20 protein-coding genes and 1 tRNA gene are annotated in these 18,789 nt (G+C 66.7%); 13 read left to right on the top strand and 8 right to left on the bottom strand.

Features of this window, described 5'->3' with window-relative positions; all coding sequences use genetic code 11:
* Window positions 1-142 precede the first annotated feature (142 nt).
* Window positions 143-826, top strand: coding sequence for a FadR/GntR family transcriptional regulator (locus tag B7G54_RS30030; RefSeq protein ID WP_085042328.1), 684 nt, complete (start codon window positions 143-145; stop codon window positions 824-826).
* 22 nt (window positions 827-848) lie between these two features.
* Here B7G54_RS30030 and B7G54_RS30025 read toward each other — a convergent pair whose 3' ends face one another.
* Entirely contained in the window at window positions 849-1,094 is a 246-nt protein-coding gene (locus tag B7G54_RS30025; RefSeq protein ID WP_085042327.1) for a DUF1272 domain-containing protein, read from the bottom strand.
* 152 nt (window positions 1,095-1,246) lie between these two features.
* Between B7G54_RS30025 and B7G54_RS30020 the strand changes: the two genes are divergently transcribed.
* Entirely contained in the window at window positions 1,247-1,594 is a 348-nt protein-coding gene (locus tag B7G54_RS30020; RefSeq protein WP_085042415.1) for a GFA family protein, read from the top strand.
* A gap of 33 nt (window positions 1,595-1,627) precedes the next feature.
* On the opposite strand, the gene B7G54_RS30015 is transcribed toward B7G54_RS30020, so the two are convergent.
* Window positions 1,628-4,732 (bottom strand): transglycosylase domain-containing protein, encoded by a 3,105-nt coding sequence (locus tag B7G54_RS30015; protein ID WP_085042326.1) that lies wholly within the window; start codon window positions 4,730-4,732, stop codon window positions 1,628-1,630.
* 423 nt (window positions 4,733-5,155) lie between these two features.
* Between B7G54_RS30015 and B7G54_RS30010 the strand changes: the two genes are divergently transcribed.
* Entirely contained in the window at window positions 5,156-5,548 is a 393-nt protein-coding gene (locus B7G54_RS30010) for an MAPEG family protein (protein WP_085042325.1), read from the top strand.
* A gap of 164 nt (window positions 5,549-5,712) precedes the next feature.
* Window positions 5,713-5,997: a PAAR domain-containing protein gene (locus B7G54_RS30005; RefSeq protein ID WP_085042324.1), complete on the top strand. Its 285-nt coding sequence runs from the start codon at window positions 5,713-5,715 to the stop codon at window positions 5,995-5,997.
* 58 nt (window positions 5,998-6,055) lie between these two features.
* Here the strand turns inward: B7G54_RS30005 and B7G54_RS30000 are convergent, their stop codons facing one another.
* Together B7G54_RS30000 and B7G54_RS29995 are read right to left on the bottom strand one after the other, a co-directional pair.
* Window positions 6,056-6,367: a cupin domain-containing protein gene (locus tag B7G54_RS30000; protein WP_085042414.1), complete on the bottom strand. Its 312-nt coding sequence runs from the start codon at window positions 6,365-6,367 to the stop codon at window positions 6,056-6,058.
* Between the two features lie 59 nt (window positions 6,368-6,426).
* On the bottom strand, window positions 6,427-7,110 hold the full coding sequence (locus tag B7G54_RS29995) for a DJ-1/PfpI family protein (protein ID WP_085042323.1): 684 nt from the start codon (window positions 7,108-7,110) through the stop codon (window positions 6,427-6,429).
* A gap of 117 nt (window positions 7,111-7,227) precedes the next feature.
* Here B7G54_RS29995 and B7G54_RS29990 point away from each other — a divergent pair, with 117 nt between their 5' ends.
* The 4 genes from B7G54_RS29990 to B7G54_RS29975 all read left to right on the top strand — a co-directional run bounded on the left by B7G54_RS29990 (window position 7,228) and on the right by B7G54_RS29975 (window position 11,064).
* On the top strand, window positions 7,228-8,202 hold the full coding sequence (locus B7G54_RS29990) for a GlxA family transcriptional regulator (protein WP_085042322.1): 975 nt from the start codon (window positions 7,228-7,230) through the stop codon (window positions 8,200-8,202).
* 174 nt (window positions 8,203-8,376) lie between these two features.
* Window positions 8,377-9,351, top strand: coding sequence for a LysR family transcriptional regulator (locus B7G54_RS29985; RefSeq protein WP_085042321.1), 975 nt, complete (start codon window positions 8,377-8,379; stop codon window positions 9,349-9,351).
* A gap of 254 nt (window positions 9,352-9,605) precedes the next feature.
* Window positions 9,606-10,394, top strand: a complete 789-nt coding sequence (locus B7G54_RS29980) for a hypothetical protein (RefSeq protein ID WP_085042320.1) — start codon at window positions 9,606-9,608, stop codon at window positions 10,392-10,394.
* A gap of 43 nt (window positions 10,395-10,437) precedes the next feature.
* Complete coding sequence (locus tag B7G54_RS29975; protein WP_165765635.1) at window positions 10,438-11,064, top strand: Lcl C-terminal domain-containing protein; 627 nt, start codon at window positions 10,438-10,440, stop codon at window positions 11,062-11,064.
* A 158-nt stretch (window positions 11,065-11,222) separates the two neighbouring features.
* Here the strand turns inward: B7G54_RS29975 and B7G54_RS29970 are convergent.
* From B7G54_RS29970 to B7G54_RS29955, 4 genes are all read right to left on the bottom strand, one after another.
* Window positions 11,223-11,299, bottom strand: a tRNA-Met gene (locus B7G54_RS29970).
* A 162-nt stretch (window positions 11,300-11,461) separates the two neighbouring features.
* Window positions 11,462-13,120 (bottom strand): MFS transporter, encoded by a 1,659-nt coding sequence (locus B7G54_RS29965; RefSeq protein WP_085042318.1) that lies wholly within the window; start codon window positions 13,118-13,120, stop codon window positions 11,462-11,464.
* Window positions 13,121-13,346: 226 nt separating this feature from the next.
* Window positions 13,347-14,894, bottom strand: coding sequence for a sensor histidine kinase (locus B7G54_RS29960; protein ID WP_085042317.1), 1,548 nt, complete (start codon window positions 14,892-14,894; stop codon window positions 13,347-13,349).
* Between the two features lie 17 nt (window positions 14,895-14,911).
* Complete coding sequence (locus tag B7G54_RS29955) at window positions 14,912-15,640, bottom strand: response regulator transcription factor (RefSeq protein WP_085042316.1); 729 nt, start codon at window positions 15,638-15,640, stop codon at window positions 14,912-14,914.
* Here B7G54_RS29955 and B7G54_RS39205 point away from each other — a divergent pair.
* From B7G54_RS39205 to B7G54_RS29935, 5 genes are all read left to right on the top strand, one after another.
* The gene (locus B7G54_RS39205) at window positions 15,639-15,779 is read left to right on the top strand and encodes a hypothetical protein (RefSeq protein ID WP_165765634.1); all 141 of its coding nucleotides are present in this window, start codon (window positions 15,639-15,641) and stop codon (window positions 15,777-15,779) included. The genes B7G54_RS29955 and B7G54_RS39205 overlap by 2 nt on opposite strands.
* A gap of 50 nt (window positions 15,780-15,829) precedes the next feature.
* On the top strand, window positions 15,830-16,903 hold the full coding sequence (recA, locus tag B7G54_RS29950; RefSeq protein ID WP_085042315.1) for a recombinase RecA: 1,074 nt from the start codon (window positions 15,830-15,832) through the stop codon (window positions 16,901-16,903).
* On the top strand, window positions 16,903-17,772 hold the full coding sequence (gene recX / locus B7G54_RS29945; protein WP_085042314.1) for a recombination regulator RecX: 870 nt from the start codon (window positions 16,903-16,905) through the stop codon (window positions 17,770-17,772). Before recA ends, recX begins: the two co-directional genes overlap by 1 nt.
* A 144-nt stretch (window positions 17,773-17,916) precedes the next feature.
* Window positions 17,917-18,525, top strand: coding sequence for a DUF2889 domain-containing protein (locus B7G54_RS29940; protein WP_085042313.1), 609 nt, complete (start codon window positions 17,917-17,919; stop codon window positions 18,523-18,525).
* A 68-nt stretch (window positions 18,526-18,593) separates the two neighbouring features.
* The coding region (locus B7G54_RS29935; RefSeq protein WP_341866402.1) for an ATP-grasp domain-containing protein at window positions 18,594-18,789 on the top strand (196 nt) is incomplete at its 3' end.

Here is an 18,789-nt window from a genome sequence, read left to right as displayed (position 1 = left end):
CCGGTGCGGGCAGTCGGGCGCGGCGCACGGTCGCGTGCTTTCACGGTTATCCTAGCGCAGGCCAATAAAAAATAGTATTAATAGCACTATTGTGCAGATAGTGGGCAGCCGGCACGCCTGGGTACCGGCATAACGGAGAACGATCATTCGACGCGACCTGCATGGACAGACGGCCTTCCGGCTTGCCACGGCGATCCTGCGCGGCGACTACCCGCCCGAGTCGCTGCTGCCGAGGGAGCCCGACCTGATGGCGCTGTACGGCGTGAGCCGCACGGTGATGCGCGAGGCGCTCCGTACGCTCACGTCGAAGGGGCTCGTCGAATCGCGGCCGAAGATCGGCACGCGCGTGCGGCCGCGCGGCGTGTGGAACCTGCTCGACGCCGATCTGCTCGACTGGTACGCGCGTGTTGCGCCGCCGCTCGCGTTCGCGCTGAAGCTGCAGGAGATGCGCGAGATGGTCGAGCCGTACGCGGCCGCGCTCGCCGCGCGCATGCATACGCCGGAAACCTTCGACGCGATCGACGGCGCGGCGCGCGCCATGGCCGCCGCGCGCAACGTCGACGAATGGGTGCGCGCCGACCTGCGCTTTCACCTGAGCGTGCTCGAGGCCGGCGGCAACGAGCTGCTGGTGCCGCTCGGCACGCTGATCGATCGCACGCTCGAGGCGCAACTGCATCTGAATGCACGCCGCGCGCACGTGTACAACGCGTCGCTCGCCGAGCATACGGCCGTGAGCGACGCGATCCGCGTGCGCGACGAGGACGGTGCGCGCCGCGCGATGGCGGCGCTGCTCGCGGTGACGCGCGCGCGGATCGAGATGTCGTGACGGGAGGGGCGGTGCGGCGCCGTCAGGCGTTCGCGCAGCCACCCGGCTTGTGGATGCGCTCGGTCGACGCCGGGTATTTCGCGAGCAGGCTTGCCGACCGCCGCGGGCGCACGACCAGGTCGCCGCCGCAGTTCGGGCAGCGGCCCTTCAGCACGTCGTCGGCGCAGGTCGCGCAGAACGTGCATTCGAACGTACAGATGCGTGCATCCGCCGAATCGGGCGGCAGGTCCTTGTCGCAGCATTCACAGCCGGGGCGCAGTTCGAGCATGACGGTTTTCCTGGGTGGGGGAGGTCGGGACGGGCGCCGCCGGACATTGCGTGCGGCGCATGTGCGCGCTACTGTACCCGTTTGAATCGGCCTGGCCAACGGTGTTCCGCCGGGGCGCCGTCGATGCGCACGGGCCGCACCGGGAGACGACCATGCTTTATCGCGGAAGCTGTCACTGCGGAGACGTGAAGTTCGAGGCGGAAGGCGACCTGCAGGGCGTGATGGCGTGCAACTGCTCGATCTGCCAGCGCAAGGGCGCGCTGATGTGGTTCGTGCCGCGCGACCACATGACACTCCTCACGCCCGACGAGCACCTCGCCACCTACATGTTCAACAAGCACGTGATCAAGCACCGCTTCTGCAAGCGCTGCGGGATTCACGCGTTCGGCGAGGGCGTCGGCCCGGACGGTACCGCGATGGCCGCGATCAACGTGCGCTGTCTCGAAGGCGTCGATATCGACGCGCTGCCGGTCACGCACTACGACGGCCGCTCGCACTGAGCGGCGCGTCGGTGCGCATGAATGGCGCGGCCGTCAGGACGGTTGCGCGGCGGCGCCCGGCGCGGGCGTTTCCGCCTGCGGGGCGGGGGCCGCGGCGTGCGTGCCGGTGCCGGCCGGACGTTCGATCAGCGGCGCGAGTGCCGGTGCCATCGACTTCAGCAACTGCACGGCCATCGCGCTCGTGAAGTCGTAGCGCGCCGCATACGGTTCGTGCGCCGTTGCCGTCAGGACCCCGAAGAACCGGTCGCCGAGCACGAACACGAACGTGCCGCTGCGGTTCACCTTGCGCGACTCGATCAGCCGCGCGCCGCGCGCATAGACGTTGAAGCGCTGGTCGCCCGTCCCCGTCTTGCCGTACACGTCGAGCGTCTTGCCGTCGGGCAGCGTGAAGCCGCCCGCGAGGCGGCGCGCGGTGCCGTTGAGCACGACGTCGCGCAGCAGCGTGTGCGTCACGTTGACGATCTCCGGCGACAGTACCGGCTGCGGCTGCGCGGCCGCGCGCACGAAGCGCGTTTCGTACGGCGTGCCCTTCGCGAAGTCGAGCCGCGTGATCGTTTCGGTCGGCGCTTTCTGGCCACCGTTCGCGACCAGTCCGATCAGTTTCGCGAGCGCATCGGGCTGGTCGCCCGAAGCGCCGATAGCGGCCGCATACGACGGCGTGACTTCCGCGAACGGGTAGCCGAGCGCGCGCCACGACTTCGTGATCTCGGCATACGCGCGCAGCTCGACCATGCGGCGGATGCGGCGGTCCTGGGTTGCGTGGTAGCGCGTCTTGTACAGCCACGAGTACGTGTAGAAACGCGCATCGCGGCTCTCGCGCTGGACTTCGGCGAGCGGCGCTGCCGGGTGTGCGCGCAGGTAGTTGAGCGTCCACAGCGCGAGCGGATGCACGCTCGCGATATAGCCGCGATCGTTGAGGTTGAAGCGGTCGATCGCGTACTTCGCGTAGAGCCTGGCGAGGTCGTCGTCGGACAGTGTCGCGGCCGGCGTGCCCTTCAGTTGCGCACGCATCTGCGCGTCGAACCACGCGAGCGATTCATGCGGCGCGACGCTGCGCAGCACCGTCGCGATTTTCGGCGGCGACTTGCGCACGTCCTTCAGCATCAGCGCGAGCGCGTCGTCGGGCGCCTTGCCCGCATAGCGCGTGTAGTAGCGCTTCACGTAGACCTGGCTCTCGCCGTCGACGAATTGCTGCAGGTAATGCTGGCGCTGCCCGGGATCGCCGAGCCACGACGACGACGGGCCGGCGGCCTGAAGCGTCTCGTAGTGGACGATGTCGCGCATCAGCCGCACGAACACGAGGTTGACCGAGTGCTCGAACGCGGCGTGCAGCGTCAGGATGCGGCCGTTGTCCGATTTCTCGAAGTTCGAGAACACCTGCGCACCGCCGCCCGTATAGAACACGTCGGGGCTCGCCGAGTATTTGCGTTCGACAGCCGCGTCGAGCATTGCCTGCAGCGAGCGGTCGCGCGTATGCGCCAGATAGTCGAGCGCCCAGCGCGACAGCCCGTCGATCGGGTCGGGCTTCACGCGGGCCAGCTCCGCGTTCGACAGGTTCGCGTAGCGCGCATGCAGGTCGGACACGATCTGCAGGTACGTGATCAGCGTACGCAGTTTCGCGGTCGAGCCGAGGTTGATGCGGCCGCCGCGATTGACGTCGAATGGCTCGTTCACGCTGTCGGTCTGCACGCGCAGCAGGTTCGCGCCGTTGCGGTGTTCGTACAGCGTGAAGCTGTACGTGAGGTGCGACGGGTCGTCCTTCGGCGCGAGCATCTCGAAACCGTACAGGCCGGCGGCCTGCGCGCCGTCGCGCGTCGACGCCTTCGCGAGCCGTTCGGCGACGGCCTGCTGCACGCCGTTGTCGAGCGTGCTCGTCGCCTCCAGGTCGAACTGGTCGAGCTGGTACAGGTCGCTGATGCCGAGCGCCGACAGCAGCGACGCACGCGCGGACGTCACGGCCTTGCGCGACACGAACGATTGCACGTGCGCGGCGGCCGGCGGCGCGCTGCGTTCGATCTGCGCGGCGAGCGCGGCGTCGCGCAGCGCGGGCGAGATCACGCCGCCGTTCGACAGCAGCCGCAGGTAGCTGTCGGTCAGCTTCTGCAGCGCCGGATAGCCGCGGTTGAGGAAGTACGACGGCGCGCGCTGCGCGATGATCAGCGACAGCACCTCGCGGAACGTCTTGCCCTGTTCGTCGACGTTGTCGCCGGTCGTTGGCGCGGACAGGATGCGGTTCACGTCGTTGAAGTCGCGGCCGTACCACGCGGCGAGACCGTCGCCGATGCCGGTGATTTCGCCGATATGCGGCCGCGCGGCGAGCGGCACCGAGTTCAGGTAGCGCACGACGATGGTGCGGCGCGCGAGCATCGTCTGCGGGCCGTTCAGGTACGCGCGTACCGACGCGGACCCGATCTGCCGCAGCTTCTCGGGCGGCGTCGCGGTGCGGCCCTCGGGCGAATGGCGGAACTTCTCGATCTGCGTCGCGAGCGTGCTGCCGCCCGGGCGCGCCTGGTGACGGTTGACGACGTGCAGCGCCTGGTCGGCGAGCGCGCGGCTGAAGCGCCCCCAGTCGATCGCCGGGTTGCGGTTCGGCTCGTTCGCGTCGAGCAGGTAGCGATCCTCGATGAACAGCAGCGAATCGACGACCACGCGCGGCACCATGTCGAAGTCGGCGTAGACGCGCTGCGGGAACACAGTCGTGAACAGCGGCGCACCGGTCGAATCGAACAGCCTCAGGCCCGCCTGGTCCTTCTCTTCGAACGGGAGGAACAAGCCGCGGTCGCCGAGCGACAGCATCCGCTGGGAATCGCGCGCCTGCTTGCCGACGACGAAGCCGCGCGCGAGCAGCCGCTCCTGGAACGCCGGAATCATCGCGTAGCCGAAGCGCTGGTCGTACGGGCCGTTCGCGGGGAAGCGGATGTGATCGCTCGGGCCCGTTTCGACCGTGTAGCCGACGTCGCGGGTAAGCTCGGACAGGTAGTGCGCCTGCAGGCGCGACGTCTCGATCTCGGTCATGACGAGCCGCGCGACGATCGCCACCGCGATCAGCAAGGCGGCAAGCAAAGACCACTTGACCCAGGTCCAGACGGATGCGGTCCCGGTCACACGCGGCAGGATACGATTCAGCGGCCGATTCATAGCGGCGTCTCCCTGAGGGCGCGGGTTGTCCGGCCGCACCCCATTAAGGATTAGTGTAGTCCTCCGCAGCGGGCTGCCAAGGGCGGTCGACTACCGAGATGCGTCGACGCAACGCGCGTGCCCGTGCGGCGCGGCAACCGGCGTTGCGGCGCACGGGCACGCCCGGTCGCGGCGTAACGTTTGCGCGTTTCATGCCGGAGCGTCCGTGCGGCTAGGATTTCGCCGGGCAGGCCCGGGCGGCCGGGCAGGCGGACGATGCACCGGTTTCGTGCGGTGCGGCAGGGCGACAATTCGGGCCGGAACCCGCCCGTGAAATCGTGGCCCTTGTATGAAGATGCTGCGGGTTTCCGCGATAGCCGCGCGCACGGGCCGCGGGTAGGATCGTCGGATGTGCGGCGCATTTCCGCTTTCGCCGGGAGTCCCATGCCGATCCACCCCGTCGCACTCGTTTGCACGGCCATCCTCGGGCTGCTGCTGTTCGGGCTCGGCCTCGTCGTGTCTGTCACACGCTTCCGGTGCACCAGCGGATCCGGGTGCGTGCCCGATCCGGCGAACGGGTTGCACAAGATCGTGCGCGCGCATGGCAACACGGCTGAATACGCGCCGTTTCTCGCGGTGCTGTTTCTCTATTTCGGCGCGCACGGCCCGTCGCGCACGATCCTGGCGCTGATCGTCGCGGCAACCGCGTGCCGCTGCCTGCTGGTGATCGGATTGCTCGCGTGGCCGACGATGGCCGACCCGAATCCCGTGCGTTTCGCCGGCGCGCTCGGCACGTATCTGTGCGGCGCCGCGCTGTGTATCGCGCTGTTCGTCTGAATGGCGGCACGCGCCGGCATACGGCACAAGTCCTGATCCGGGAGGTGGCCTCGGCGAGCGGTGATATGCTCGCGGGACGCCCGCGACCGACGGGCGAATTCCGATTGCACGTGCGCGGCCATGCTGCCGCGTTGCACGGCATTTCCGAGGGAAGAACCGACATCATGAGCCGCAAATTCATTCTGAAGGGCGACACGACCGATCACGGCGGCGTCGTGCTCGACGGGATCGCCAATTCGTCGTTCGACGGACGCGAACTCGCTTATCTCGGTGCAGCGGTGTTCTGCGCCGCCTGCAAGTCGCCGGGCGTGATCGTGTCCGACGGCGGCGAGCGGACGATGACCGTGATGGGCAAGGTCGTCGCGCTCGAACACGACCTGTGCCAGTGCCTGTGCACGCCGCAACCGAAGCTGATCGCGTCGCAGGCTACGGGGACGATCACCGGATGACACGCGCCGCGCGGATGCGGTTGCGATCCGCGCGGCATCGGCGCACGGCCGCCGGCCGTCAGACGCTGCCTTCGGTTTCGATCACGAGGATGCGTGCTTCGCCGAGCGGATGCGCGACGTGCTCGGTGCCGGCCGCCGCGTGGAACACGTCACCCGTTTCGAGCACCGTCGTGTGTTCGACGCCTGCTTCGCGATAGCGCATCTCGACGCGGCCGTCGAGCACCGCGAACACTTCCTCGCCGTCGTTCACGTGCCATCGATACGGCTGGTCGGTCCAGTGCAGGCGGACCGTGATGCCGTTCAGGTTCGCGATGTCGAGTGCGCCCCACGCGCGGTCCGCGGTGAACGCGGCGCTGCGGATGATGTTCATCGATGTGTTCTCCGGCGCGAACGCGCGTCGTCTTTCCGTCAATTTCCCCACACTCGCATTCAATGCGACATCGCGCGCAGCGCCTGTTCGATCGTCTCCTTGCGCTTCGCGAAGCCGGCCGCCGACCGTTCGGTGACGCGCTTCACGACTGCTGCCGGCGCGGTGTCGGGCGAGCCGGCGTCGAACGGCGGTGCCGGCGCGTATTCGAGTTGAAGCTGGATTGCCTGCGCTGCTTCATCGCCGGCCAGTTCCGCGGCGATGGTCAGTGCGAAGTCGATGCCGGCCGTGACGCCGCCGCCCGTGATCAGGTTGCCGTCGCGCACGACGCGCTCGCGCACGGGCACCGCGCCGAGCGGCTCGAGCAGCGCGTGGAACGCCCAGTGCGTCGTCGCGCGCCGCCCGCGCAGCAGGCCGGCTACGCCAAGCAGCAGCGCGCCCGTGCAGACCGACGTCACGTAGCGCGCGGCGGCCGCGCGCTGCTGCACGAATGCGATCGTCTCGGCATCGAGCAGCAGGTCGTTGATCCCGATCCCGCCCGGGATGCAGATCACGTCGAGCGGCGGGCAGTCGTCGAACGTGCAGGTCGGCGCGAGCGCGAGCCCGCTGCTCGACGCGACGGTGTCGCGCGCCTTCCAGACCAGATGGACGGTTGCGTCGGGCAGCGACGCGAGCACGTCGTGCGGGCCGGTGAGATCGAGTTGCTGGACGCCCGGAAACACGAGAAAGCCGATATGCAGGGTCATGCGAAGACTCCGACTGGAAGGGGAGCGCACCGTTGCCGGCACGGGATGGACAGATCGATTCTAGGCGCGTAGTGTTTGGCGAAATTGCCATATCGCCCACGTTTTCAGCCAATCGCCATGCCTGTCGCTGCTCCGCGTTCGATCCTGGTCCTCGCGTTCCCGCGTGCGCAACTGCTCGACGTGTCGGGGCCGCTGCAGGTGTTCGCATCCGTCAACGAGCTCGCGCTGGAGCGCGGGCAGCCGGCGCCGTATGCGCCGCGCGTCGTGGCAGTCGAAGCAGGGCCCGTCGAGACGTCGTCGGGCCTCGTCGTGATGGCCGAGTCGCTGCGTTCGGCCGCGCGTCGTCCCGATACGCTGATCGTCGCCGGCGGCAAGGGCGTGCATGCGGCGTCGAAGGATGCGCGGCTGGTGCGCTGGGTGCGGCAGCAGGCCGGGCGCGCGCGGCGCGTGGCGTCGGTCTGCACCGGCGCGTTCCTGCTCGCCGAGGCCGGGCTGCTCGATGGGCGGCGCGCGGTCACGCACTGGGCGCGCTGCGACGAATTCGCGGCGCGCTACCCGAACGTGCGCGTCGAGCCCGACCCGATCTTCATCCGCGAAGGCGCGCTGTGGACGTCGGCCGGCGTCACGGCTGGCATCGATCTCGCGCTCGCGCTGGTCGAGGAGGATCTCGGGCGCGCGACGGCGCTCGACGTCGCGCGCGAACTCGTCGTGTTCCTGAAGCGTCCGGGCGGACAGGCGCAGTTCAGCGCGATGCTGTCGATGCAACGCACCGACGACCGGTTCGGCGACCTGCATGCGTGGATGGCCGAGCATCTGACTGCCGACCTGTCGGTGCCTGCGCTGGCCGAGCGCGTCAGCATGAGCGAGCGCAGCTTCGTGCGCCACTATCGTGCGGGGACGGGGCGCACGCCCGCGCGCGCGGTCGAGCAGATCCGCGTCGAGGCCGCGCAACGCCTGCTTGGCGAAACGGCGTGGCCCGTCAAGCGGATCGCCGCACGCTGCGGCTTCGGTTCGGAGGAGACGCTGCGGCGCAGTTTCGTGCGCGTGCTGGGCGTGTCGCCGCAGGGTTATCGCGAGCGGTTCGTGCGGTGACCCGCGGGGCGGGATCGGGCCGGTGCGGTCGATGTCGTGAACTGAACGAAAACAGTCGATTCCCAGTCCGAAACACTGCAACTATTCAGGATCGGATAACAATAGGCGGGGGCTTGTGCCGCGCCCGTCGCGCGCTCTATTCTGTTCCGTTGGCGATTCGAAGGGGGAAGCAGCATGGACCGAATCCAGGCAATGGAAGTTTTTACCCGTGTGGTCGACGCGAACAGCTTCACGCGCGCGGCCGATACGCTCGCGATGCCGCGCGCATCGGTGACGACCATCATCCAGAATCTCGAGGCGCTGCTCGGCGTGCGCCTGATGCACCGGACGACGCGCCGGCTGTCGCTGACGCCGGAGGGCGCCGCGTACTACGAGCATTGCATGAAGATCATCTCGGAGATCGCGGAGGCCGACGCGAGTTTCCAGACCGGCAACCGCAAGCCGAGCGGCGTGCTGCGCGTCCACATGCCGAGTTCGCTCGGGCGGCGCATCGTGCTGCCGTCGCTGTCGATTTTCCGGCAGCGCTATCCGGACATCACGCTCGAGCTGGGGCTGTCCGACCGCTACGTGGATCCGGTCGAGGAGGGCATCGACTGCATGATCCGCGTCGGGCCGCTCGAGGATTCGTCGATGGTCGCGCGGCGCATCGGGATGCTGAAACGCGTGACCTGCGCGTCGCCCGATTACCTCGCGCGTCACGGCGAGCCGCACGAAATCGCCGATCTCGCCGATCACCATGCGGTGAATTTCCGGTCGAGCCACGGCGCGCGGGCGATTCCGTGGGTGTTCATGATCGACGGGAAGCCGTTCGAGGTGCGGATGAACGGCAGCGTCACGGTCAATGATTCGGATGCCTACGTGACGTGCGGGCTCGAAGGGTTCGGGATGATCCAGCCGACGCTGTTCATGGTGCTGCCGCACCTGCTCGACGGCTCGCTGGTCGAGGTGCTGCCGGAGAGCAATCCGAAGCCGAAGCCGATCTCGATCGTCTATCCGCACAACCGGCATTTGTCGCAGAAGGTGCGGGTGTTCGCCGACTGGGTCGCGGAGGTGTTCGAGTCGACGCCGGCGCTGGAGGGCGGGGAGAACTGGCGGGGGAAGGTGGGGGCGCAGGCGGCGAAGCTCCAGAGAGGGGCGGTGGCAGCCTGACGCAGGCTATGTCGCGTCACGCTGCGCATCGGCGCGCCGCGCTTGGCCGCCGTTTCGGTTGCCTCATCGAATGCCGTCGCCACGCGATCCGGCCGTGGATGGCCGAGTCCCTGACAGACCCGACAGTTATCTTTTGACCGACTGATTCGTTAAATTCACGCACCGGCTTTTCGCATCCGGCGGATAGCCCCGCAGGGCGGATGTCGGTGTGAAAAAAATGATTAATGATTAGCGGGGAAGCGATGTCGAGGCCCATGAGGATCGTCCGATGCCTGACGTACGTTACGTGCGCGCTGGCGCTCGGTGCGTGTTCGAGCGATTGCCGCGATCTGTTTGCCACGAGTCATTCGGCGTCGTGCACGGTTGCGTGGGGCGCGGCCATCGTGGCTGTCGCGCCCGTCGCACTGGTGTCCAACGCCATTGACGAGCACCGGCAGAATGCGCGTGAGGAAGAAACGTGGAAGCGGTGGAACGCGGGAGATCCACCGGTCGTTGCGCAATGCGTGGTGAACTGTCGAGTACCGTTGCGCGTGACGCAATCAAAATCGGACGAGTACCAGCAGCTGTTCGCGCGTAGTCTCGACCAGATCATCGGATGGTGGGGCGAGCACCCGACACCCGGCCAGCTTCCGGTCGTGGCCGCCGCATACAAATACAAGGGATGGCGCCTGATGCGGTCGGATCCCGTCGCGGCTGAAGCGTATCTGCGCAAGGCGGCTGTCATGGTGGCCGAGCCGGAAATGGCCGAAGGCCTCAAATCGGATTATTTTCCGATCGGCGTGGTCCTGAACAACCAGTCGTACTACGTGGACATGGCGCAGGAAATCCAGGAAAGCCTGATGGTCCTGCGCTTCAAGAAGGACGGCGCCAATGCCGACGATTTCAGGTGTCAGCCCATTGCCGCATGGCCACCGAGCTACTCGGTGAAACTGGATAAAGCTTGCGACCGCGCGTATCAGCAACTTTTCGATCCTGAGTTCAAGACGATTTCCTACCGATATCAGCGTATCGACAGCGTCTATGAACCGGTTCAGCAGAAGTGACCGGTTCGGGCGACGGTTGCGGGACCGGGAGGCGAGTATCGATATGAAGAAGCACCAGAACGACTGCCGGCTGCCGCATACGTCGGGTATCTGCCGCGCAAGGAAGCCAGAGGTCGCCAAATGGAGAGCCATCGGGATGCTCGTATTGCTGCTTGTCGGCACGACGTCATTTGCTTCTCCTTGCTTCGCCGGGCCCGCAAGCACATTGATCGACAACCGCTATCTGATTCAGGGCAATGGCGCGATGGTCAAGGACACCCGGACCGGCCTGACGTGGATGCGATGCAGCGTCGGGCAGAAATGGGACGGGATGGACTGTCGAGGCGTGCCCGAGCGGCTTACGCTGGCCGAAGCCGGAAAACGCGTTGCCGAGGGCGACGTCGGAGCGGGACAGGCGCGATGGCGCTTGCCGACAGGTGACGAGTTGGCGGGCTTGCTGCTCTGCACCCATTCTCCGGAGTTGGTGCAGAAGGGGTGTGCCGAAACGCCCGCCGGCAAGGCAGTATCGGAAGTCGCTTTTCCCGGCATACCTGACCGTCCGTACTGGAGCGCGTCGACCGGGGACGATGGTAGCCCGGTGAGCGTTCTGTTCGATATCTCCGGATCGATGTACGGTTTTTCGGACCCGCAAGACGGCCTGTTCGTGCGGCTCGTCGAGATCGAGCGGTGATAGGGTGCCTGGAGCGTCCGATGATGGCCGGGCCGGATCATCGCGAGGGAGCGGGCGGTGGTGTTTGATGCCAGCGGGAATGTTGCGACAGGAAGGCGCCGAAGCGTGACGCAATGAAAAAAGCCGCTGTTTCTTTCGAAACAGCGGCTTTTCGCATTTGGTGGCGAATCAGGGATTCGAACCCCGGACCTGCGGATTATGATTCCGTCGCTCTAACCGACTGAGCTAATTCGCCGTGAAGAATTGAATTATGTCGGTCCGCTGCCTGGCTGTCAACAGCTTTTTCCATCTTCCGTGAAAAAAGTTGCCGGGCGGGCCACGGCGGCTTCGCGACAGGGCGGGTTGCGGGCCGCCGGCACACCCGTCCGGCAACCCGCACCCGCCCGCGCGTGCAACCTCAATCCTGCGCGTAGATGTTCGAGTCCTTCGTCTCCTTGACGAACAGCAGGCCGATCACGAACGTGGCCAGCGCGATCACGATCGGATACCAGAGGCCCGAGTAGATGTTGCCCTTCGCCGCGACGATCGCGAACGCGGTCGCCGGCAGGAAGCCGCCGAACCAGCCGTTGCCGATGTGATAGGGCAGCGACATCGACGTGTAGCGGATCCGCGTCGGGAACATCTCGACCAGCATCGCGGCGATCGGGCCGTAGACCATCGTCACGAAGATCACGAGGATCGTCAGGATCACGATCGTCATCGGCCAGTTGAGCTGCGCCGGGTCCGCCTTGGCCGGATAGCCGGCACCCTTCAGCGTCGACGCGAGCGTCTTGTCGAATGCCGCGCCCTGCGTCTTCGCATCGGCCGCCTTGCCGTCATAGGCTGGGATCACCGTGTCGCCCACCTTGATCTGCGCGGTCGAGCCTGCCGGCGCCGCAACGTTCTCGTAGTTCAGGCCGGCCTTCGCGAGCGCGCTCTTCACGATGTCGCACGAGCTCGTGAACTTCGACGTGCCCACCGGGTTGAACTGGAACGAGCAGGTGGCCGGATCGGCGATGACCGAGATCGGTGCCTTCTGCGTCGCGAGCTCGAGCTGCGGGTTCGCGTAGTGCGTGAGCGCCTTGAACAGCGGGAAGTAGGTCAGTGCCGCGATCAGGCAGCCCGCGAGGATGATCGGCTTGCGGCCGATCTTGTCCGACAGCGAACCGAAGAACAGGAAGAACGGCGTGCCGATCAGCAGCGCGATCGCGATCAGGATGTTCGCGCTCGCACCGTCGACCTTCAGCGTCTGCGTGAGGAAGAACAGCGCGTAGAACTGGCCCGTGTACCAGACGACTGCCTGGCCGGCGGTCAGGCCGACGAGCGCGAGAATCACGATCTTCAGGTTCTTCCACTGGCCGAACGCTTCGGTCAGCGGCGCCTTCGACGTCTTGCCCTCGGCCTTGATGCGCAGGAACACCGGCGATTCGTTCAGCTGCAACCGGATCCACACCGACACCGCGAGCAGCAGGATCGACGCGACGAACGGCACGCGCCAGCCCCAGTTGCCGAACGATTCCTCGCCGATGAACGTGCGTACGCCGAGGATCACGAGCAGCGACAGGAACAGGCCGAGCGTCGCGGTCGTCTGGATCCACGCGGTGTAGAAGCCGCGGCGGTTGGCCGGCGCATGCTCGGCGACGTAGGTCGCCGCGCCGCCGTACTCGCCGCCGAGCGCGAGGCCCTGCAGCAGCCGCATCGCGATGAAGATCACGGGCGCCGCGATGCCGATCGTCGTGTAGCCGGGCAGGAAGCCGACCACGAAGGTCGAGATGCCCATGATCACGATCGTTACGAGGAACGTGTGCTTGCGGCCGACGAGGTCGCCGAGCCGGCCGAACACGATCGCGCCGAACGGCCGCACCGCGAAGCCGGCCGCGAAGCCGAGCAGCGTGAAGATGAAGGCGGCGGTCGGATTGACGCCGGAGAAGAAACTCTTGCTGATGTAGGCCGCGAGCGAGCCGGCCAGGTAAAAGTCGTACCACTCGAACACGGTGCCGAGCGACGACGCGAAGATCACCTTCTTCTCTTCGCCCGTCATCGGCGCGTGCGAAATTTGCCCGCCTAGCGTTGCCATGAGTCGTCTCCAAGTCCCTTGATATAGATATGCGGCCGCCTTGGGTGAGCGGGCCTGTCGATGATTATTGGTACGGAAACTTACGGCGGACTGACTCGCGTGGGCAAAACGTCTGCGCGTTAACCCGCGTCTAATCTGTCGCTTTGTACGCCTATCGTGCTTCGAACGTCCGGCAAGTTGCCGGTTTTTATGCGATTGCGGTGTGCCGGGGTAATGCGCGTCAGGGTTAATCCGGGGCGGTTTCGGTCAGCGGCAGGCTGACGCGCACGAGCGTGCCGGCGAGGCGCGGTGCGTGCTGGTAGACGTGATCGTCGAGCGTCAGCGTGCCGCCGTGCTGCGTGGCGATCTCGCGCACGATCGCGAGCCCGAGGCCGCTGCCGTCGCCTTCGCGGCCGAGGATCCGGTAGAAGCGCTCGACGACGCGCTCGCGTTCGGCGGCCGGAATGCCCGGCCCCGTGTCCTCGACTTCGAGATGCACGAGCCGCGCCGCAGGCTCGGCGCGCACACGCACCGTGATGCGGCCGCCGTCCGGCGTGTAGCGGATCGCGTTGTCGATCAGGTTGCCGAGCATCTCGCGCAGCATCACCGGATTGCCGTCGACGTCGAGCGGCGTGTCGTCCGGCGGGCCTTCGTAGCCGAGATCCATTCGTTTCGCGAGCGCGGCCTGCACCCAGTCGCGCACCGCGCGCCGCGCGAGCGCGGCGATCTCGACCGGCTCGAATGTCAGCCCGCTCGCGCGGTTCTCGGCGCGCGCAAGCGCGAGCAGTTGCGTGACGAGCCGCGCGGCCTGCTCGGAACTCGTCGCGATCTGCTCGAGCGAGCGCTGCACGTCGGGCGGCACCGGGTGGCGCAGCGCGAACTCGGCCTGCGTGCGCAGGCCCGCGAGCGGCGTCTTCATCTGGTGCGCGGCGTCGGCAATGAAGCGCTTTTGCAGCGCCATGTTCTGTTCGAGACGGGCGAGCAGGTCGTTGAACGACGTGACGAGCGGCTCGATTTCGGGCGGGGCGCGCTGCGCCTCGACGGGCGACAGGTCGTCGGGCCGCCGCGCGCGGATGTGCGCCTGCAGCGCGTTGAGCGGCGCGAGCCCGCGCGACAGCCCGAACCAGACCAGCAGGATCGCGAGCGGCAGGATCACGAATTGCGGCAGGATCACGCCCTTGATGATGTCGTTCGCGAGCGCGTTGCGCTTGTCCAGCGTTTCGCCGACCTGCACGAGCACGGGCTGCGTGCTGTCCGATTGCGGCAGCGCGACCGTCGTATAGGCGACGCGCACGTCGTTGCCGCGCAGCAGGTCGTCGCGAAACATGACGACGCCCGGCGGCGGACGGTCCTCGTCGCGCGGCAGCGGCATGTCGGCTTCGCCTGCGACCAGTTCGCCGCGCGTGCCGAGCACCTGGAAGTAAACGCTGTCGACGTTGTCCGCACGCAGGAAGTCGCGCGTCTGCTCCGGCAGCGTCAGTTCGGCGACGCCGTTTACCGGATGGATCTGCCGCGCGAGCACATACGCGTTGGTCTCGAGCGCGCGATCGAACGGGCCGTTCGCGATCGTCTTCGCGACGAGATAGGTGACGGCGATGCTCATCGGCCACAGCAGCAGCAGCGGCGCGAGCATCCAGTCGAGGATCTCGCCGAACAGCGAGCGCGGGCGCGGGGCCTCGGGCGCATCGGTTTCGTCGGGCGGTGCGAACGGATTCTCGTAGCGCGCGTCGCGCGCCTCGTCGGCGGCCGACGACGGCGCGCCGGTCGGGTGGCGGGTATGGGCCGGCGTGGCCATTGCGGTGACGCCCGGCTTCAGCGCAGCGGCGTGCCGGCCACCGCGGGCTGGGGCGCTGCCGTGTCGGCCGGCGCGGCGGGCGCGACCTTCTCGAGGCAATAGCCGAGGCCGCGCACGGTCGAGATTCGTACGCCGCTGGGTTCGATCTTCTTGCGCAGCCGGTGCACGTAGACTTCGATCGCGTTGTTGCTGACTTCCTCGCCCCATTCGCACAGATGGTCGACGAGCTGCTCCTTCGACACGAGCCGGCCGATCCGCTGCAGCAGCACCTCGAGCAGGCCGAGTTCGCGCGCGGAGAGATCGAGCACCTGATCGTTCGCATACGCGATGCGGCCGACCTGGTCGAACGCGAGCGAGCCGTGGCGCACGACGGTCGGGCCGCCGCCCGCGCCGCGCCGGGTCAGCGCGCGCACGCGCGCCTCGAGCTCGTTGAGCGCGAACGGCTTGGCCATGTAGTCGTCGGCGCCGAGGTCGAGCCCCTTCACGCGCTCGTCGACGCTGTCGGCGGCCGTCAGGATCAGCACGGGGAGGTTGGAATTGCGGGCGCGCAGGCGCTTGAGCACGTCGAGCCCGGGCATTTTCGGGAGCCCGAGATCGAGGATCAGCAGGTCGAACGTCTGCATCGACAGCGCCGTATCGGCGTCGACGCCGCTCTTCACGTGGTCGACCGCATAGCCCGATTGGCGGAGTGACCGGGTGAGGCCGTCCGCGAGTATGCTGTCGTCTTCCGCGATGAGAATTCGCATGGTGCTGACCGATGGCCGGCAGGGCGTTCGCGCCGGCCGGCTGTCTCCGAAGTTATTCGTGTACGACGCAGCCTGCATTGCGGGCTTGCACAAAACACTGTTTTTTTATACAGTGTCTGAATTCGTGGGCGGCGCTTGAAAGCGGGCGCGCCTCTAACAGACGCTGCTCATCATAGCAAAGGACGATTCATGGAAGATAGCAAGAAGGGCTCCGGGATGACCGCCGAGAAGAGCAAGGCGCTGGCCGCCGCGCTTGCCCAGATCGAGAAGCAGTTCGGCAAGGGCTCGATCATGCGCATGGGCGACGGCGAGGCGGCCGAGAACATTCAGGTCGTGTCCACGGGCTCGCTCGGTCTCGATATCGCGCTCGGCGTCGGCGGCCTGCCGCGCGGCCGCGTGGTCGAGATCTACGGTCCGGAATCGTCCGGTAAAACCACGCTTACGCTGCAGGTCATTGCCGAACTGCAGAAGATCGGCGGCACGGCTGCGTTCATCGATGCCGAACACGCGCTCGATGTCCAGTACGCGGCGAAGCTCGGCGTGAATGTGCCCGAGCTGCTGATCTCGCAGCCGGACACCGGCGAGCAGGCGCTCGAAATCACCGACGCACTGGTGCGTTCGGGCTCGATCGACATGATCGTCATCGACTCGGTCGCGGCGCTCGTGCCGAAGGCCGAAATCGAAGGCGAGATGGGCGATTCGCTGCCGGGCCTGCAGGCCCGCCTGATGTCGCAGGCGCTGCGCAAGCTGACCGGCACGATCAAGCGCACGAACTGCCTCGTGATCTTCATCAACCAGATCCGGATGAAGATCGGCGTGATGTTCGGCAACCCGGAAACCACGACGGGCGGCAACGCGCTCAAGTTCTACTCGTCGGTGCGTCTCGACATCCGCCGGATCGGCTCGATCAAGAAGAACGACGAGGTGATCGGCAACGAAACCCGCGTGAAGGTCGTCAAGAACAAGGTGTCGCCGCCGTTCCGCGAAGCGATCTTCGACATTCTGTATGGCGAAGGCATTTCGCGTCAGGGCGAGATCATCGATCTCGGCGTGCAGGCGAAGATCGTCGACAAGGCGGGCGCCTGGTACAGCTACAACGGCGAGAAGATCGGCCAGGGCAAGGACAACGCGCGTGAATTCCTGCGCGAGAATCCGGAAATCGCACGCGAGATCGAGAACCGCATTCGCGAATCGCTTGGCGTGGTCGCCATGCCTGATGGTGCAGGCCAGGACGAAGCCGAGGCGATGGACGAAGAAGAGTGATGGTCGGGCGCCGAGGTCACGCTGGCGAACCGGAAGCGAGCGACGCGCCCGAATCGGCGGGTCGCTCCGGCCGGCGAGCCGGATCCTCGAGCGCCGATCGGCGGAGCGCAGGCAGCGATGCCGCGAACCGCACCGCGACGAGGGCATCCGACGATGCCCTCGTTTCGTTTGAGATTGCCGCACCGGACGATCCGTTCGACGACGATGAATCGTTCGACGCGCACGACCGCTCTCGTCGTCGCGTATCCGGTGTCAGCTTCCCGGGCGATCGCGCAGCCGATGCGGCGGCGCCGGCGAGGGAAGATGTCTATACGCGCAGCAGCCAGCATCCGCGCCGCACGCGTCGTGCGTCCGGTACTTCTTCCAGCACTGCTTCCGGTGAAGCCGCGGGCGCCGGTGAACGCAAGTCATCGAAGCCGCCACGGTCATTGAAGGGGCGTGCGCTCGGCTATCTGTCCAGGCGTGAATACAGCCGCGCTGAGCTTGCGCGCAAGCTTGCGCCCTACGTCGGCGAAGACGAATCCGCCGAACCCGTGCTCGATGCGCTGGAACAGGAAGGCTGGCTGTCCGATGCGCGCTTTGCCGAGAGTCTCGTGCATCGTCGCGCGTCGCGTGTCGGCGTTGCGCGCATCGTCAGCGAGCTGAAGCGTCATGCGGTTGGCGATACGCTCGTCGAGGAAGTCGACGCACAGCTCCGCGAGACCGAATGGGCGCGTGCGCAGGCGGTCTGGCGCAAGAAATTCGGTGCACTGCCGCAAACGCCGGCCGAGCGTGCGAAGCAGGCGCGCTTTCTCGCCGCACGCGGCTTCTCGAGCGCGACGATAGTGAAGTTGCTGAAGGTCGGCGACGATTTCCCGATCGACGACTGACCGCGCCGATCGCGCGTGGCGCGCGATTTTGCTGCAACGCAACCGCATCCGGACAGGCGGGAATACCCGCCGTCGCGTCAAACTGTCTCAAATACCCAATATGCTAAAATCCCTAGGTTTTCCTCTTCGGCCTCAACTTCCAGCATGCCGCTATCCGAGCCCGTGCCCCGTCAGTTGCGACATCAACGCGCAATCCGAGCGGAAGCTTACGAGCGCGGCGACGGCTTGTGGGACATCGAAGCCTGCCTGACCGACCACAAGCCGCGCGATGTCGCGCTTGCGTCGGGCATCCGGCCCCAGGGCCTGCCGATCCACGAACTCTGGCTGCGCGTGACTATCGATCGTGACCTCAATGTCGTCGATGCCGAGGCGTCTTCGGAATGGGTTCCCTATCCCGGTCACTGTCAATCCGCCTCTCCCGCCTATCGGGCCCTGATCGGGCTCAATCTCTTCCGCAATTTCCGCCGCAACGCGAACCGGCTGCTCGCCGGCGTCGCAGGCTGTTCCCATCTCACCGAACTGTGCGCCGTGCTGCCGACGGCAGCGATCCAGGCGTTCGCCGGTGACGTGTGGAACGTGCGCGAGGAGGGCGGCGAAGGGCCGGATCATGACGGCGTGCATGACGAAGCACCTTTCCAGCTCGGCCGCTGCCGGGCGTTGCGGTTCGACGGTGAGGTCGTGCGGCAGTACTACCCGCGCTGGTATGGCGCGAGCCGGCCGGACGTGCCCGGTGATGGCAGCACGAAGGAATGAACGGAAATCATTCGAAGAAGCGTCTTAAGCGACTTTTCATCCAACTCTCAGACTGAAGGGAATCACGCATGAAGATTCACGAGTACCAGGGTAAGGAAATCCTGCGGAAATTCGGCGTCGCGGTACCGCGCGGCAAGCCGGCGTTCTCGGTTGACGAGGCCGTCAAGGTGGCAGAAGAGCTCGGCGGCCCGGTGTGGGTCGTGAAGGCTCAGATTCACGCAGGTGGCCGTGGCAAGGGCGGCGGCGTGAAGGTGGCGAAGTCGA

The sequence above is a fragment of the Burkholderia puraquae genome (assembly GCF_002099195.1).
GTDB classification, from domain to species: domain Bacteria; phylum Pseudomonadota; class Gammaproteobacteria; order Burkholderiales; family Burkholderiaceae; genus Burkholderia; species Burkholderia puraquae.
Note: the sequence above shows the minus strand (reverse complement) of the source record. Positions and strands in the feature narration are given on the sequence as shown.

What these genes read in the sequence shown, in the direction of transcription:
- B7G54_RS30025 (WP_085042327.1), bottom strand. Translation starts at nt 1,094, where the DNA reads ATGCTCGAACTGCGCCCCGGCTGTGAATGCTGCGACAAGGACCTGCCG.
- B7G54_RS30020 (WP_085042415.1), top strand. Translation starts at nt 1,247, where the DNA reads ATGCTTTATCGCGGAAGCTGTCACTGCGGAGACGTGAAGTTCGAGGCG.
- B7G54_RS30015 (WP_085042326.1), bottom strand. Translation starts at nt 4,732, where the DNA reads ATGAATCGGCCGCTGAATCGTATCCTGCCGCGTGTGACCGGGACCGCA.
- B7G54_RS30010 (WP_085042325.1), top strand. Translation starts at nt 5,156, where the DNA reads ATGCCGATCCACCCCGTCGCACTCGTTTGCACGGCCATCCTCGGGCTG.
- B7G54_RS30005 (WP_085042324.1), top strand. Translation starts at nt 5,713, where the DNA reads ATGAGCCGCAAATTCATTCTGAAGGGCGACACGACCGATCACGGCGGC.
- B7G54_RS30000 (WP_085042414.1), bottom strand. Translation starts at nt 6,367, where the DNA reads ATGAACATCATCCGCAGCGCCGCGTTCACCGCGGACCGCGCGTGGGGC.
- B7G54_RS29995 (WP_085042323.1), bottom strand. Translation starts at nt 7,110, where the DNA reads ATGACCCTGCATATCGGCTTTCTCGTGTTTCCGGGCGTCCAGCAACTC.
- B7G54_RS29990 (WP_085042322.1), top strand. Translation starts at nt 7,228, where the DNA reads ATGCCTGTCGCTGCTCCGCGTTCGATCCTGGTCCTCGCGTTCCCGCGT.
- B7G54_RS29985 (WP_085042321.1), top strand. Translation starts at nt 8,377, where the DNA reads ATGGACCGAATCCAGGCAATGGAAGTTTTTACCCGTGTGGTCGACGCG.
- B7G54_RS29980 (WP_085042320.1), top strand. Translation starts at nt 9,606, where the DNA reads ATGAGGATCGTCCGATGCCTGACGTACGTTACGTGCGCGCTGGCGCTC.
- B7G54_RS29975 (WP_165765635.1), top strand. Translation starts at nt 10,438, where the DNA reads ATGAAGAAGCACCAGAACGACTGCCGGCTGCCGCATACGTCGGGTATC.
- B7G54_RS29965 (WP_085042318.1), bottom strand. Translation starts at nt 13,120, where the DNA reads ATGGCAACGCTAGGCGGGCAAATTTCGCACGCGCCGATGACGGGCGAA.
- B7G54_RS29960 (WP_085042317.1), bottom strand. Translation starts at nt 14,894, where the DNA reads ATGGCCACGCCGGCCCATACCCGCCACCCGACCGGCGCGCCGTCGTCG.
- B7G54_RS39205 (WP_165765634.1), top strand. Translation starts at nt 15,639, where the DNA reads ATGGTGCTGACCGATGGCCGGCAGGGCGTTCGCGCCGGCCGGCTGTCT.
- B7G54_RS29955 (WP_085042316.1), bottom strand. Translation starts at nt 15,640, where the DNA reads ATGCGAATTCTCATCGCGGAAGACGACAGCATACTCGCGGACGGCCTC.
- recA (WP_085042315.1), top strand. Translation starts at nt 15,830, where the DNA reads ATGGAAGATAGCAAGAAGGGCTCCGGGATGACCGCCGAGAAGAGCAAG.
- recX (WP_085042314.1), top strand. Translation starts at nt 16,903, where the DNA reads ATGGTCGGGCGCCGAGGTCACGCTGGCGAACCGGAAGCGAGCGACGCG.
- B7G54_RS29940 (WP_085042313.1), top strand. Translation starts at nt 17,917, where the DNA reads ATGCCGCTATCCGAGCCCGTGCCCCGTCAGTTGCGACATCAACGCGCA.